Origin of the sequence: Okeania sp. SIO1H4, from assembly GCF_010672695.1 — a bacterium.
GTDB classification, from domain to species: domain Bacteria; phylum Cyanobacteriota; class Cyanobacteriia; order Cyanobacteriales; family Microcoleaceae; genus Okeania; species Okeania hirsuta.
In genome coordinates this window covers 1-15,703 of record NZ_JAAHGB010000011.1, presented here as the reverse complement: position 1 = coordinate 15,703, position 15,703 = coordinate 1, and the positions used below count along the sequence as shown (strand labels likewise).

9 protein-coding genes and 1 pseudogene are annotated in these 15,703 nt (G+C 44.7%); 3 read left to right on the top strand and 7 right to left on the bottom strand.

Annotated elements, in window-relative coordinates:
- Window positions 1–157: 157 nt before the first annotated feature.
- Entirely contained in the window at window positions 158–730 is a 573-nt protein-coding gene (locus F6K06_RS10945; RefSeq protein ID WP_124147634.1) for a hypothetical protein, read from the bottom strand.
- A gap of 595 nt (window positions 731–1,325) precedes the next feature.
- Between F6K06_RS10945 and F6K06_RS10940 the strand changes: the two genes are divergently transcribed.
- Window positions 1,326–2,405 (top strand): low specificity L-threonine aldolase, encoded by a 1,080-nt coding sequence (locus F6K06_RS10940; RefSeq protein WP_124147633.1) that lies wholly within the window; start codon window positions 1,326–1,328, stop codon window positions 2,403–2,405.
- Between the two features lie 669 nt (window positions 2,406–3,074).
- Here F6K06_RS10940 and metE read toward each other — a convergent pair.
- A complete protein-coding gene (metE, locus tag F6K06_RS10935) occupies window positions 3,075–5,432 on the bottom strand; it encodes a 5-methyltetrahydropteroyltriglutamate--homocysteine S-methyltransferase (RefSeq protein WP_124146759.1) in 2,358 nt (785 codons plus the stop codon).
- 166 nt (window positions 5,433–5,598) lie between these two features.
- On the opposite strand from metE, the gene F6K06_RS10930 reads away from it, so the two are divergent.
- Complete coding sequence (locus tag F6K06_RS10930; RefSeq protein WP_124146758.1) at window positions 5,599–6,498, top strand: LysR family transcriptional regulator; 900 nt, start codon at window positions 5,599–5,601, stop codon at window positions 6,496–6,498.
- Between the two features lie 170 nt (window positions 6,499–6,668).
- On the opposite strand, the gene F6K06_RS10925 is transcribed toward F6K06_RS10930, so the two are convergent.
- Both F6K06_RS10925 and metH read right to left on the bottom strand, forming a co-directional pair.
- Window positions 6,669–7,139 (bottom strand): hypothetical protein, encoded by a 471-nt coding sequence (locus tag F6K06_RS10925; protein ID WP_287240699.1) that lies wholly within the window; start codon window positions 7,137–7,139, stop codon window positions 6,669–6,671.
- Window positions 7,140–7,380: 241 nt separating this feature from the next.
- Window positions 7,381–11,055 carry a methionine synthase gene (gene metH / locus F6K06_RS10920; protein ID WP_287240698.1) on the bottom strand — a complete coding sequence of 1,225 codons (3,675 nt, stop codon included), beginning with the start codon at window positions 11,053–11,055 and terminating at the stop codon, window positions 7,381–7,383.
- Between the two features lie 713 nt (window positions 11,056–11,768).
- Here metH and F6K06_RS10915 point away from each other — a divergent pair.
- The gene (locus F6K06_RS10915) at window positions 11,769–12,365 is read left to right on the top strand and encodes a class I SAM-dependent methyltransferase (RefSeq protein ID WP_287240696.1); all 597 of its coding nucleotides are present in this window, start codon (window positions 11,769–11,771) and stop codon (window positions 12,363–12,365) included.
- 430 nt (window positions 12,366–12,795) lie between these two features.
- On the opposite strand, the gene F6K06_RS10910 is transcribed toward F6K06_RS10915, so the two are convergent.
- The 3 genes and pseudogenes from F6K06_RS10910 to F6K06_RS10900 all read right to left on the bottom strand — a co-directional run.
- Complete coding sequence (locus F6K06_RS10910; RefSeq protein WP_287240694.1) at window positions 12,796–13,488, bottom strand: M15 family metallopeptidase; 693 nt, start codon at window positions 13,486–13,488, stop codon at window positions 12,796–12,798.
- A 202-nt stretch (window positions 13,489–13,690) separates the two neighbouring features.
- Window positions 13,691–14,920 carry an NAD/NADP-dependent octopine/nopaline dehydrogenase family protein gene (locus tag F6K06_RS10905; RefSeq protein WP_287240692.1) on the bottom strand — a complete coding sequence of 410 codons (1,230 nt, stop codon included), beginning with the start codon at window positions 14,918–14,920 and terminating at the stop codon, window positions 13,691–13,693.
- An 89-nt stretch (window positions 14,921–15,009) separates the two neighbouring features.
- Window positions 15,010–15,571, bottom strand: a pseudogene (locus tag F6K06_RS10900) (homocysteine S-methyltransferase family protein); the annotation flags it as partial.
- Window positions 15,572–15,703 lie beyond the last annotated feature (132 nt).

The following is a 15,703-nucleotide window of genomic DNA, read 5'->3' as shown; positions in this document are numbered from 1 at the left end:
TAGAAATGAAAGTGCTCCACCTCAATTTGATGTCCTATTCTGTTGAAACGCTCCAATCGCAGCACCAATCGCAATTCCGATGGCGACACCAACACCGATGTTTTCAATGGCCCCCCCGATTAGCTCCACCCTAGATCCAGAAGAGCCAAAGTTAAAGTCACAATGTTAGATGAAAGCGCTGCGTGATTTGAGGTGACTCCCCTGAAAAGATGTGGGTTTGCTGACCCAATGTCGTGTCCGAAACAGATTCATCTTTATGATGTATGGAGAGCGCAAACAGTCTGCCACTCAGTGGCCGAAACCGGTGCACAAGACTACCACAGAATTCAAACTCAAGAAACACTGGCCCCTCACACTCAAAGATCTCATGCCTTGGCTGTAGAAAAGACGCAGGGTTCTCAAAAACCGAAATTATCAGACCTCTATCAGCAATAAAGAACACCCGACGCGCAGATAACATCCGATCCTCTGTTGAAAACGAATGCCAGTGATATTGCTGATCGGGTAGGCATTCCAAAATCCAAGAACTTCCAGTCGGAACGTGGCTCTTCTCCGAAGCCGCTTGATCGATCACAGAATAATTACTGAGCCTCGTGTAAATTTCAGAAGCAGCCTCAAAGACTTTACCTTCTTGGTCTCGAAGCTTAAGGAACGTTTGGAAGCTTAAAATTTGCTGTTCAACAAGCGCTTCGCTGTTCGATATAACAGTTGCAACTGCAAGACTACTCATTTTAAATCAATTCCTCCACGAGATTGGGTTGATGTGGTCTATCCCAAAGTATAGAACCTATAAGGGTAGGAGAATATTAATTGTTACTAAATTAGCTCACTCATGGCTGAAAATTTTTGCCAAAAATGAATTAAAACAGTATAATTTGGTATAAATACAAGCAAAACCATATACTAGTCTTAATATTAAATCCGGTAGCATCGGTGTAATAAGATAGTGAATCAGAATCCAGCAATTCTGCAATCCAGAATTCAGAAGGGAAGAGAACTCAGAATTCTTTCCGCTCTAGGTGAAGATGGAATCTTTTTTAATACCGAATTAAACGGATTTGATATAACACATATATAACCCATTTGGTATCTATTTTTTTATAGATGGGGAGGGTAGGAAGTGTGGGAAGTGTGGGAAGTGTGGGGAGATGGAGGAATTTTTCTACTTTTTTTCCCTATTTTATTTCTCTCATTCCTGACTCCTGACTCCTGTACCAAAAACCCGCACCTTTGCAAAGATACGCTTAGGGGTTCTACACAAAAGTATTAAGAGAATACTTTGAGTAAATTTACATGTTTTTCTATATATGAGGTAAATTTAGATAATGGATAATATTGATCTGGTTAATTCAGATAAGTCAATTCGATTTACAGCAGATGGGATTGAAATGTCTCCACTTGCATACTCGCAGCTTCTGTATAAGCTTACAAAAAGCAGAAATATTGAACGTGATGTATATTCACTTGGCGGTATTATTAGTGAGTTTGAAGCCAAATTTGCTGATTTACTTGGCAAAGAGACTGCCGTTATGATGCCATCAGGAACGCTATCCAATCAAATCGCAATTCGGGAACTTGCTAATAATAAAGGAAGAGTGCTTGTCCAAAAAGAAAGTCATATCTACAATGATTCAGGAGATTGTTTACAAACCCTCAGCAGATTAAACTTAATACCACTTGCTCCGGATCGAGCTACATTTACTTTGGACGATGTGAAGCAAGTTATTGACAAAGCGAAAACAGGCAAAGTTGTAACAGAAGTGGGTGTCATTTCTATTGAAAGTCCAGTGCGAAGAAAGTACAATGAAATTTTCAACTTTGAAGAAATGAAGAAAATTTCAACTTTTGCCAAAGATCAAGGTATTAGGCTCCACTTAGATGGAGCAAGATTATTTATTGCATCGACTTTTTCTGGTATATCGCCAAAGGAGTACGCTTCTTTGTTTGATACAGTTTATGTTTCACTGTTTAAATATTTCAATGCTGGCTTTGGAGCAATATTAGCCTGTTCTAACGAGTTCGCAAAAGATTTATACCATGTACGGCGAATGTTTGGGGGTAATATATTTCAAATGTGGCCATCTGCGGTCATAGCCCTCAACTTTCTTGATACATTTATGGATGAACTGAGAATGGCTATCAAGCTAGCAGATGATTTTTTTGATTTAATCCATAAAAATTCATCTTTCAAGGTTGAGAAAATTCCCAATGGTAGTAATGTCTTTAAATTGCATGTATCTGATGTTGATTTGGATAAGTTTAGGGATACGTTGGAAAAGAAAAATGTTTATCTTCCAGAGCCAGAACCTGATAGCAATACTTTCTTGCTGAGAATCAATGTAACCTTGAATCGCATCTCTGCGGATAGACTGGCACAAATATTTATAGAATCATTACACGCTTAGAGTAAAAACGATCGATCCCGCACCTCAAAGCCCCGTACTCAAGCCTTAAAAAAATTCCCGATAAATGACTGATCGAGCTAAACTAAAAGATGCTCGATCGGGCAAGAAATTTATCGGGCAAGAAATTTTGCAGGTTAAATCGACGATCAGTCAGTTTGTCTTTTCAAGCAATAAGTATTCTTGACATCCTCCCGACGCTGCACTTGCGTGACAGCGCGGGATTCCTAACCATCGCGCTATTAGGGCTTTCTGCTGCCTCTTGCAGAGGAGCTGCGCTAACAATGCACCAGCCTCCAAGGTCAAGCCTCTTTCCGGTCTAAAGGCGCGCTCCACAGACTGACACTACTAGCCCAGCAGCCTTTAAGTACTATAGCACACTATTGGAAAAACCGCTCTTATTGATTGGTTTTCCCATGCGACGCTCCCTTGTCAGGAGAGCGCGGGTCTTCAACCAACGTTGAGATAAAAAAATGGGCATCGTAGGCGCGAAGCGACTTCTCGAAGAGTACCCAATTTTTTATCCAATTCATGAGGTGCTGTGGGCGGAAATGGTTCCGCCCTTTAAAAGCGCTATCCCCTATTGAATCAAAGATTACAATAGGGGTATTCTCGGAAATTATGCTAAATTGCCCCAAATCGCAGCTTCACTACTTTAGGGGCAACAAGTAGCTACTTGGAGGCTGTAGCACGAAGTTTTGTTGCGGTCTCGACCATGTTGATGAGCGAAGGCTTCACTTCCGACCATTGGCGAGTCTTGAGGCCACAATCCGGGTTAACCCAGAGGTTCTTACGGGGAATCACGGCTTCCGCTTTTGACATGAGGTTACTCATTTCATTGGTGGGGGGCACCCGTGGCGAGTGGATGTCATACACCCCTGGGCCGATCTCATTTGGATACTTGAAGTCCACGAAGGCATCAAGCAGCTCCATATTTGAGCGCGAGGTCTCAATAGTAATGACGTCGGCGTCCATGGCTGCGATGAATTCGATGATGTCGTTGAACTCGGAGTAGCACATATGAGTGTGAATTTGGGTATCATCCTTCACACCGCAGGCACTGAGGTGAAAACCCTTCACCGCCCAGTCGAGATAGTGATCCCACTCGCTATGGCGTAATGGCAAGCCTTCGCGGAAAGCAGGTTCATCGATCTGGATGGCAGCGATGCCAGCAGTTTCCAAGTCCACCACTTCATCGCGAATAGCCAGGGCGATCTGATGGGTGGTGACGGAGCGTGGCTGGTCGTCGCGCACGAAGCTCCACTGGAGGATCGTAACCGGACCGGTGAGCATCCCCTTCATCGGTCGATCGGTTAGGGTTTGAGCATACTTAGACCAGTAGACAGTCATGGGCTTGGAGCGGCTGACATCGCCAAACACGATCGGTGGCTTCACATAGCGAGTACCAAAGCTCTGCACCCAGCCGTTGCTTGTAAAGGCAAAGCCTTCGAGATTTTCGCCAAAGTATTCCACCATGTCATTGCGCTCGAACTCGCCGTGAACAGGCATATCAATGCCGATCTCGTCTTGAAAAGCAACGCATTTAGCAATTTCTTCCTTAATGAACTGGTCGTAGTCTGCATCACTTAGGGTTCCTTTCTTCCACTGGGCGCGTGCATGACGCACTTCTTTGGTCTGCGGGAACGAGCCGATGGTCGTGGTTGGGAAATCTGGCAAACTGAGTTTAGCCCGCTGCTTGGATTGGCGTTCGGCAAAGGCAGAGGCGCGGTCGAAATCGCTAGGCTTAACTTCAGCAAGGCGCTTTTTCACGGCATCATTATGGATGCGCTTGCTGGACTTTCGGGAAGCAGCGGCGGCACGGTTAGCTTCAAGAGCTTCCACACTTCCGACTTCATCAAGAAGTTGCCGGAGTTCACTGACTTCTGTGAGTTTCTCGTCGGAAAAAGCCAGCCAGCTTTTCAGCTCTTCATCAAGCTTTCGTTCGTTTTGCAGGGTTACAGGCGAATGCACAAGTGAGCAGCTAGGTGCGACCCAGAGCCGATCCGCGCCAACAGCGGCCTTGGCCTTCTTCAAAACTTCTAGTGAGGCATCGTAATCATTCTTCCAAATATTGCGGCCTTCGACGATTCCTGCGGAGAGAATTTTGTTCTTCGGGAAGGTTGCCAGAACAGTGTCGATGTCCTCTGAACCCCGCACAAAATCGAAGTGTAAGGCGTCAACCGGCAACGCAAGGTAGTCGTCAAGATTATCTCTTACGCCACCGAAATATGTGGTGACGAGCAGCTTTGCCGAACCTTTGGCCTTGGAGAGGCGATCGTATGCTGCCTTCAAAGCATCGCGCTGTAGAGCGCTAAGATCGGTGGAAATAATCGGCTCATCGAGCTGTATCCATTCCGCTCCTGCGGCTGCAAGCTTGCCGATAATCTCTTCATAGACGGAGACAAGGTTATCGAGAAGGGTCAACGGATCGAAGTCTGGGTTGCTAGAATCCTGTACCTTGCCTAGGGAGAGGTAAGTCACGGGGCCGACTAGCACTGGCTTCGCGTTAATCCCCAGTGCCTTAGCTTCCGCGAACTCATCAAAGACTTTGGTGCCGCTTAGGGAAAACGTTGTGTTCGCCCGAAACTCAGGCACGATGAAGTGGTAATTCGTATCGAACCACTTTGTCATTTCGCTGGCGAAAGTGGAAATCTTGTTTGCTTGGCAGTCCTTCTCGTCTTCAACCAAAGAAGCGCCGCCCTCGGTACCACGAGCGATGGTAAAAACGGTGTTGATATCCGTCTGCCCACCTTGCCACTCGAAACGCGACGGCACATTGCCAAGCAGGCAGCTCATGTCTAGCACTTGGTCGTAAAAGGAGAAGTCGTTGACCGGGATCAGATTGATTCCGGCTGCCTGTTGCTTCTTCCAGTTTATTTCGCGCAAGTTCTTGCCAGTGGCTATCAGCTCAGACAGAGGCAGCTCGCCTTTCCAATATGCTTCCGTAGCCTTTTTTAATTCACGCTTGGCTCCGATGCGAGGGTACCCCAGGGAATGTGTTTTGATAGTTGTCTTATGGCTGTTACTCATAGAACTTGTCTCCGATGTAAGAGTATTCCAGCAAATTTCTTTTGCTGTTTTCCTTGTTGTCTATTGGACATTAATCTTACTATATCTATCAGACTTGACCTTGACAAGGGAATACAAATGATGTTTATTCATGGAGTAATGAGCAAAATTCATGGAAAACTGAGCAATGACATTTCTCGAACGCAGCCACCTTGATATTATCCGCGCGGTTGACTTGCATGGGAGTATGACCGCAGCCGCAAATGCGCTACACCTGACACAATCGGCGTTGAGCCACAGTATGCGTAAGCTGGAAGATCGGGTAGGGGTAAAGCTTTGGCATAGGGAAGGACGTAGCCTTCGCCTCACTTCGGCAGGAAACTATTTGCTGACCACAGCCAACCGCCTGATTCCCCAGTTCGTCCACGCAGAAGAACAATTAGCACAGTTCGCTCGTGGTGAGCGGGGAACATTACGAATTGGTATGGAGTGCCACCCATGCTACCAGTGGCTGCAGAAGATCGTCACTCCCTACTTGCGCGCCTGGCCGTTGGTGGATTTTGAGGTCAAACAGAAGTTTCAATTTGGCGGCATCGGTGCGCTCTTCGCATACGAGATTGACCTGCTGGTGACACCCGATCCGCTGCGAAAAAAATCACTACATTTTGAGCCGGTATTTGATTATGAGCAGGTTTTGGTGGTCTCTTCGGAGCACCCACTTGGAGAGAAGGATAACGTCATCCCCCAGCAGCTCGGCGAGGAAGTGCTTTTCACCTATCCGGTTTCTCAGGATCGCCTAGATATCTACACCTACTTCCTCGCTCCAGCGGGCATGACGGTGAGAAAACAGAAAGTGGTCGAGAGTACGGACATAATGCTTCAAATGGTTGCCTGCGGACGCGGAGTGGCGGCTCTACCACGCTGGCTGGTCGAGGAATTCTCTGAAAAATATCCCGTGCGTGCAGTGCGACTAGGTGCCAGTGGCGTCCAAAAGCAAATCTTCTTGGGTGTCCGTCGCACCGATCTTGAAGTTGATTATCTCAATGCTTTTATGGAGCTGGCTCGCAACTACAGTGAGCATTCTTGAATCACCTGAGTTCGGGATAAGGAAAGGAGGATGTAGTAAGCTGAAAGTTACCAAACATCAGAACCATCCTCCGCAATGACTACTAGCTTAACCTCAGTTCGGGATAAGCTTTAACCCTGTTAACCCGAACTCACGTTAATTATGGTTTAAATAACCAATTTATCAATATCTCAGTTCTGACAGATTCTTGGAAGTTGTTCATCTTGCCCAGCACTAACTCCTGGCTGGAATTCATCCCAAGTCTTACGTACTTGCTCGTAGCATTGAGGTGGTGTCATGGGTAGGTTTTTCAAGTAAAAGAACATCGCCCGATCGAAAGACTCCAGCAACAACACAACCTCTGTGGTTGGATCATAATTATCGACAACTTCCAAGATGTGACCAATCATAAAGTGGTGGGGCAAAATTGCAGTGTCAGGAGCCGCTAACCAGGCATTCAGGAACGGCGCAAGGCGAGAACGTCCGACAAAATGGGTTTTGAATGATTCTCCGCCAACCCCCAATGTTGGAGAATTTGTGCTACAAACTATCGCACCGCGCTTCTGACTGAGATGACCCGCCCAAGCATTATAGCCAATGACCAGCAAATTACTGGCAATAAAATTTTGATGCCAATTCGATCCATCGTTTGTTTCACTCATTAGAGACCTCTATTTTGAAAGCAAATCCAGTTGAGATTTAGGCTAAAAGAGCTATGCCGATGCCTAGGAAATATCAACAGAACTTACGCACTCCCGCTATATCTGTAGGGGCGATTTCCTAACGGAATGCTCCGCAAACGCGAATCGCCCCTACATTTAGGGTTGGATTTGGCAATTTACGTAAGTCCTGGAAAAATTAGAGGTCGCCTGGATTTAAGCGCGACCCCATTGCCGATCGCTCTTACGCACTAAAATATCTAGCGACAGGATGATAGGTGACAAAAGCAGTGGTCGATTGCTCTGGATAAAGCTGTTCGCTCTCATCCATCGATAACCCAATGCGATCGCATCCCAATAATTGCAACTGTGGCACTTGATCGATGACCACCGGACAAGCTGGATAGCCAAAACTATACCGGGAACCCTGATACCTCTGGGCTAATACATCGCGAATGTTATCTGGCTCTAAATCTCCATAGCCTAATTCCCGCCGAATCCTGGCATGACTCCATTCTGCCAAGGCTTCCGCCAACTGGACTGCCATCCCGTGGAAGTACAGATAATCCGTGTACTTGTTGTCTTTATAGAGTTCCTGTGCTTTCTCGGTGGCAATTTCTCCCATAGTGACTGCCTGCATAGGCAAGACATCAAATTGATTCTGTTCGAGGGGGCGGATGAAATCAGCAATGCACAGCCGACGCCCGGATTTCTGACGGGGGAATGTCCAAGTGACGAACGGGGTTGCTGTTTTCGGTGTTAACCCCTGCTCGATAACACTAGGCTCGTAAACATGAACAGAATTGCCGATCGCTGCACAGGGGAAATAACCATAAACTAGAGTGGGTTCCAACCATTTTTCTGTGCGAATTTTTTCCTTCCATTCTTCCAATATCGGATGAACCTTTGATGCCAGGAACCAATCATATTCCTCGCGAGATTGACCTTTCGGTTTACGGAATTGCCATTGACCAGCAAACAGTGCCTGCAAATCCATGTACCAGAACAGTTCTTCTAAATCTAGATCGCCACTCTGAAGAATTTTCGTCCCCCAGAAAGGCGGCGCAGGACGTTCGATATCAATCGCCACATCTTCCGAGCGTTTGGTATCAATGACAGTGGGTTCATCGGATTTCTTCCCATCGCCATTGAGTTCTCCATCGGATTTGGACCCATCACCATTGAGTTCTCGATCTGAATCTTCAATCGCCTTGCGTCCCTTTTGGTTAAACTGAGCGAATTCCCCTGTAAAGCCTTCGGTATCCACCCAGGAATGCTGTTCTTTGGCGGGCATCAGTCGATCCATAAAGGTCAAATCGGCAAAAGCATCTTTACCGTAAATCACCTGCCCGTTGTAAGTATCTTGACAATCTCCATACACAAACTTTGGTGTTAGTGCTGCACCGCCTAAAATCACTGGAACTGTAATACCTTTAGCATTAAATGCTGCCAGATTTTCTTTCATAAATGCTGTAGACTTCACCAGCAAGCCACTCATGGCAATACAATCAGGCTTATGAGCAGCATAAGCTTCGACGATTGCCTCAATGGCTTGTTTAATGCCCAGATTGACCACCTTGTAGCCATTATTGGTCAAGATGATATCCACCAGATTCTTCCCGATATCATGGACATCGCCTTTAACGGTAGCAATCAGGAATTTACCTTTACCGCGATCTTCGTCCTCGCCTTCGATTTTTTCCATGTAGGGTTCGAGGAAAGCAACGGCAGATTTCATGGTTTCGGCTGACTGCAACACGAAAGGCAATTGCATTTGACCAGAGCCAAACAGTTCGCCCACAACCTTCATCCCATCCAACAAGAAAGTATTAATAATCTCCAGTGCTTTATGACCTGCATCTAAACCCACCTTTAACGCATCTTCCAATCCAATCCGCTCGCCATCAATAATATGTTGCTTCAAGCGTTCGTCGATGGGCAAATCTGCTAAGGAAGGACCCGATCTAGCATCCTTTGCACTCACCCCCGCAAAAATTTCCGTCAGCTTCGTCAATGGATCGTAGGTGCAAATATCGCCTTCAAATTTGCGCTTGTCATAAATCAAATCGCGACATATCTGTTGATGTTCTTCGTCAATCTTCGATAACGGCAAAATCTTGGCAGCAGAGACAATCGAACCATCCATCCCAGCTTTCATCGCTTCATTCAGGAAGACAGAATTTAAGGTGATGCGAGTAGCTGGACTCAAGCCAAAAGAAATATTAGAGACCCCCAGCATAAAGTGAACGCCGGGCAGATTTTCCCGAATCAGTCGAATTGATTCGATGGTTGCTTTGGCATTTTCCCGATCCTCCTCAATCCCAGTTGAAATCGGTAGGGCTAAGGTATCATAGAAAATTTCATGGGGTGGAATCCCAAACTTGAGCGCATCCTCATAAGCGCGTTGGGCAATCTCGAATTTTTTCTTGGCGGTTCGAGCCATTCCCTCTTCATCAATACAGCCGATGACAACTCCTGCACCATATTCCTTCGCCAATTCCAACACTTTAAAAAATCGCTCTTCTCCATCTTCATAGTTGGTGGAATTGAGCAAACATTTGCCCCCAGCGACCTTGAGACCTGCTTCCATTTTGGTCCATTCGGTGGAGTCTAGCATCAGTGGAAGAGTCGTATTAGTCACCAGTCGTGATACCAGTTCTCGCATATCCCGTTCTCCATCACGCCCGACGTAATCCACGTTTACGTCCAGCATATGCGCCCCTTCTTTGACCTGGGATTTAGCGATCGCCAATAACCCATCCCAATCATCTTCATTCAACAGCTTGCGGACTTTTTTAGAACCACTGGCATTTAATCGCTCACCAACAATTAAAAAAGAATTATCCTGCTCATAAGTTTGGGCGGAATAAATGGAAGCTGCTGCTGGCGTATAGGAGATGGGTTCTCGAAGCTCCCCCACGGCATTTTTTCGCACCGAACGCTCTTTTAGTTGGGTGTATTCCACAGCCTCGGCTAAAGCTTGAATATGTGCTGGGCGGGTACCGCAGCAACCACCGACAACTTGAACTCCATGTTCCGCAATGAACCCTGTCATGGCAGTTGTATATTCTTCGGGGGTCATTTTATAAACTGCCTGACCGCCAACATTTTCTGGTAGCCCCGCATTGGGAATACAGGAAATGGGGAACGGCGAATTTTCTGACAGATATTTGATATGAGAAGTCATCAAATTTGGACCCGTCGCACAATTTAGCCCCAAAATATCAATGGGGAAAGGTTCCAGAATTGCGAGTACCCCAGATATATCTGTCCCCACCAACATGGTTCCCTGGATTTCCATAGTCACGGACACCATTAAGGGGAGTCGCGAACCTTTTTTCGCAAACACCGCCTCAAATGCACTTAGTGCTGCCTTAATTTGCAGAACATCTTGACAGGTTTCCACGATGAAAAGATCGGCTCCCCCGTCATAGAGACCTTCTGCTTGCACCATGAAGCTCGATCTCAATTCATCATAGGTAATATGACCGAGGGTGGGTAGTTTGGTTCCTGGACCGATGGAACCTGCGACAAATCTTGGTTTTTCGGGAGTGGTAAACTCATCCGCACAACGGCGAGCCAACTCTGCCGCCTTTCTACTTAGTTCGTAGGCGCGATCTGCTAGATCGTACTCTGCGAGAACTAAGGGGCTAGATCCAAAGCTATCAGTCTCGACAACATCCGCCCCCGCTGCGAGAAAATCACGATGGACCTTCGCCACTGCCTCTGGCTTGGTGATCACTAAATATTCATTACAACCTTCATATTCCGCTCCACCAAAATCCTCGGCGGTCAAGTTTTGGGATTGGATGTTAGTTCCCATTGCGCCATCAAAGATTATCACTGGACGCTCTGGACTCTGGAGCCGTTGGAGAAATGAAGTCTTTAACTGAGGTTTCGGAGTTTCAATACTTAGCATAGATGTAATGGTTATAGTTGGTCTCGGACTTATCCTGCAACCTTTTAATCCCAAAGCTATTCAGCTTGGAAGGTTGAGGAGGATAATTGTATATTAGAATGATAATCATTCTCAAAATTAAAATAACACAAAAATAATTTTAATATCAAATCCGGTAGCATCGGTGTAATTAAATAGTTAATCTAGGAGTCAGGAGTCAGGAGTCAGGAGGAAGAATTTAAGAACGCGACTTAGGCATAACCACCATATATAGTAAACTAATCGCAAACTACCCCTACATATGGTGTATGACTTAATATTTTGGGTAAGTCCTAAAGAACTGATTTTTCTGTCTTGCGTCAACCCAAAATCTGCTCCATGCACTATCTCCCTAAAACGAAAACCTTGTACTTTTTCAAGAGCATTACAGACACTTACCTTTAGGAGTCAATACTTTTAGATTTAATCAGCATAGCAATAACTATTGGACAATAGATGAATAAAACATCAATACCTGGAAAGCGAGGAATCATTACTTTACTTTCATGCAACAAAGCCCATAGAAGTTGTAAATTCTAGGGGGGTCATTTTATAATAGGCCCGACCGCCAATATTTTCGGGTAACCCCGCATTGGGAATACAGGAAATGGGAGCATATAACTTTACATGTGTTTTTTTGTTCCAGAAATGAGATATAGTTAAGCTATATTTTCTAGAAATACTTTAAGGAAATTATGCTGAAGAAGACTACGGCTGAAGAGTTTTATGATGCTATTGCATCAGACTATGATGATATCCTTGAAAGTGACAAATGTGATGCGCGACACGTCAATGAAGCGGTTAAAATTTTCCATCGTTATAACCATCATCAAGGTAATATTTTAGATATTGGTTGTGGGACAGGTATGCTGAGCCAGTTACTGGAAGGTAACTTTGAATACACAGGCATTGATATCTCAAATGAAATGTTGAATATAGCAAGTAAGAGAGGGTACCAAACTATCTGCAAGCCACTTGAAATAGCATTGGCCGAAGTTGATACAGACTCTTACGACTTTGTTTTTTGCCTAAGTTCTTTACTGTGCATTGAAGATGTAGGAGCTGCAATTATTCATATGCGTCGAATTGCTCGAAAAACGATATTGATCAGTCTTGATGAGGTATCACAAGAATTTATTCAAAAATATGTTATTCCAGTTTTTGATCACTCACAGTTTCCAATTGAAGACGCTGTCGAAGACTACTTTATTGCAGGATGGACCTCCCCTACAATAGACATGTCAGTTCAAACTCGTATGATCTATATCGAACAGAACAATCATCTAAAGTGATTTCTTCTAACCAAACTCCATAGCTAAAGTAGCTCGATGCACAGAAACTAGGGTCTTCAGGATTTACTGTGCTTGACAAAATAGCACTTTGTGCAGGTTGGCTGCTTTTCTCAGAAGCACTCTAAAAATAGTATCGGTTGATACAGAACCATAAAAGATCCTGAAGAGCCATAAACTAAGAGATTATAATCATAGCCCACTTTCTATCTTTCAAAATAATGCGGAAAGCGGCTATAGTTGGAAATATTAAACTCTCACGTAAACCTTAACACTTCGAAGACTAACTAGAGGCCATCTAAGTTGTTAATTTGTCGAGGATGATGACACTTATCGAACGCATTTTCCGTGCTATCAAACTAAGTGAGCATCAGCGACAGAGTCTGAAAGTTCAGTATTTATTACTTCCAGTACTCAACTCATTCGGACTGGACTAATGATCCCAGTTCTTTTTGATGAGAGGTGCTAGAAGATCTATCCATTTAGCAGGGTATCCTTCAGGCACTTTCTCAAAATGGTGCATATCAACAACTCCCTTATCCTCTAGAGTCCAGTCTCCGCCCCATATCCATCCTTTCTGTTGCAAAAAGTTTACCACAGGGCAGTTTTTCCACAAAGCTCCTGGATCACTATCTCTCGGTAAGTCTGATGGGTAAACCCTTTTACTCCTTGGATAAACCTCTAGATTACCAGCATTGCCATAGCCATAAGCAGCATTAGTACTGGGATTAATATCCAATGCCAGCCCCAGTGCGTGGAGAGATAGACCACCATTCATGTTACCACCCACCTCTCTAAAGTTGAAAGCACTTGTATTATTTGCTTCCATGGAAAGGTTATCACTCCAGCCTCCATTTTTGCAACGAAACTGTGATGCACCAAGGACTATCGCAGAACATATCGGAAAATCTTCATCAAGAAAGAATTCGAAAAGCTCGATAATGTCGTTCACAAGAGTTTGATCGATCAATATCTGTCCCTTGTGTTTTTTATTGTCAAAGCCCCAGTAAAAAACATCAATAAGTCTTTGGCGCTGCGCAATTTCAGGCGGGCAGTTGGTTGGCAGACCAAACAATGCTTCTACTCTACTGAAATTACTATCTATAATGTAATCACTATCAGACACAAACTTATTCCTCCTTCCATCTTATCAACCCGAGATTTGGCAATGCCTCTTACCCTATTCTTCAGGGCAAAGATACTTGAGTGAGCATGCACTTGAATGAGATATTCTCAAGCAGGAAACTACACACATATGAGAGGATAACCAAGTAAGTTTTGGTTTTCTTAACCAGAAAAGTGCCTTTTCTAATTAAGAAAACTCACTTCTAACCCATAATATCGTTAATTGTCTCCATTCCATAAACGGGCGGAATACCAGAAGGGAACGGATCGCTGGGAGATTCTTCCTTGATGAATTTCTCGCCAGTCTTGGTATAGCGTTCTACACACAAACTTCTGGCCCAATTGACTACCATATCTATTGTTGGCACGCTGTATCCTATTTGATAGGCTATCCATTGGGCAATGCAAAGCCCATAATCGATATCATCCGTAAAGAAACGATGGCTAGTGTCAATTTCCCACTCTCCTGTATCAAGTTGCCTAATTGGAGGCTTAATCGCACCTAAGGTTTTTGAGGTAGTGAAAGAATCTCGAATGTTGCTGTTCGTTGACTGATAGGAAAGTCGCTCAAGACTCAAGTAGTCAAGCATATAGGAAAAATAAATATCAGGAAAATGTTTTTTGACTCCATCTCGAATCATTGAATAATCAGCATCAAGTTCACTCAGAATATGAGCTGAGAAATCGTCAAAATCACGATAAAAATAGGGGACTTCTTCCAATTTTGACCACTTACCACCATCACGGGTATAAAGCCCAAAGCAACGGGCAGGATGGATAATTTGATTATCAACTGATAGCGTTAATGACAGAAAATTTTCAGCCTGATGAAATGTCCCTGTTTCAAACCAGTCTTTACAGATAGCGCTGAAAAAGAAATCATTCAAGAATCCAAAGAAATGATGCGGAGCAACAGCCGCGATATTGACTGATTTGCACCCGCCATATATCACTCCTACTCGACCATATTCACGGACACGACAGATCCAGGGTAGCAAGCCAACCGCAAAAGTTACCAAGTGGTTTAGAGTAAATTTCTTACTAATCTCCTTGACCATCCAGTTGAACCCTCCCTGACCATATAAAGTACCAATGCAAACCAGCCTGTCATGGGGCAAATATTTAGCAATACGGTGTAGAGCATAACGATAAGCATGTACAGGCATACACAAAACAACAATATCGCTATTAGGGATTACCTCAATAGGGTGACTCGATACTCGGGTGAGGTGGCCGCTAAAAGTCCGCAGGATTTCTTGTTCAACAGACTGCAACTGGAGTTCTACATTATGCAACCAGTCATTGGGACGTCTTGTTAGAAGCTGTACTTGTAAATCACGCCCTGATAGTAACGCTATCAGGGCGTGAGCACTTGCTCCACCTCCTACTATAGTGACAACTTTTGGTGGCTGAGGTGATCTTTTAATACTCATTGCTTTTCGTCTAAATGTATATGCTTACTCCAAAGTAGCAAGATAGAAATGCGTCAGGACTTGACCATCAAGTAGTTATAAACAAAAGTGGCACTCAGTGCCACCTTAATTTGCAGAACATCTTGACAGGTTTCCACGATGAAAAGATCGGCTCCCCCGTCATAGAGACCAACTGCAGGCACGCCTGTTGCTCGCTTTCAATTCATCATAAGTAATATTACTGAGGGTGGGGAGCTTGGTTCCTGGACCGATGGAACCTGCGACAAATCTTGGTTTTTCGGGAGTCGTAAACTCATCGGCACAACTGCGCGCCAACTCTGCCGCCTTTCTACTTAGCTCGTAGGCGCGATCGCCTAGATCGTACTCTGCGAGAACTAAGGGGCTAGATCCAAAGCTATCAGTCTCGACAACATCTGCCCCCGCTTTGAGAAAATTACGATGGACCCTGGCCACTGCTTCTGGCTTAGTGATGACTAAGTATTCATTACAACCTTCATATTTGGCTCCACCAAAGTCCTCGGCGGTCAAGTTTTGGGATTGGATGTTAGTTCCCATTGCGCCATCAAAGATTATCACTGGACGATCTGGACTCTGGAGCCGTTGGAGAAATGAAGTCTTTAACTGAGGTTTCGGAGTTTCAATACTTAGCATAGATGTAATATCATGTCCGGTAGCATCGGTCTTGTATAGCAAAGGTAAGGAAGAAGGAAGAAGGAAGAAGGAAGAAGAAAGAGGGAAGAGGAAAGAAGGCTACCCTCGCAAGAAAAAACCATCATTTCCTGT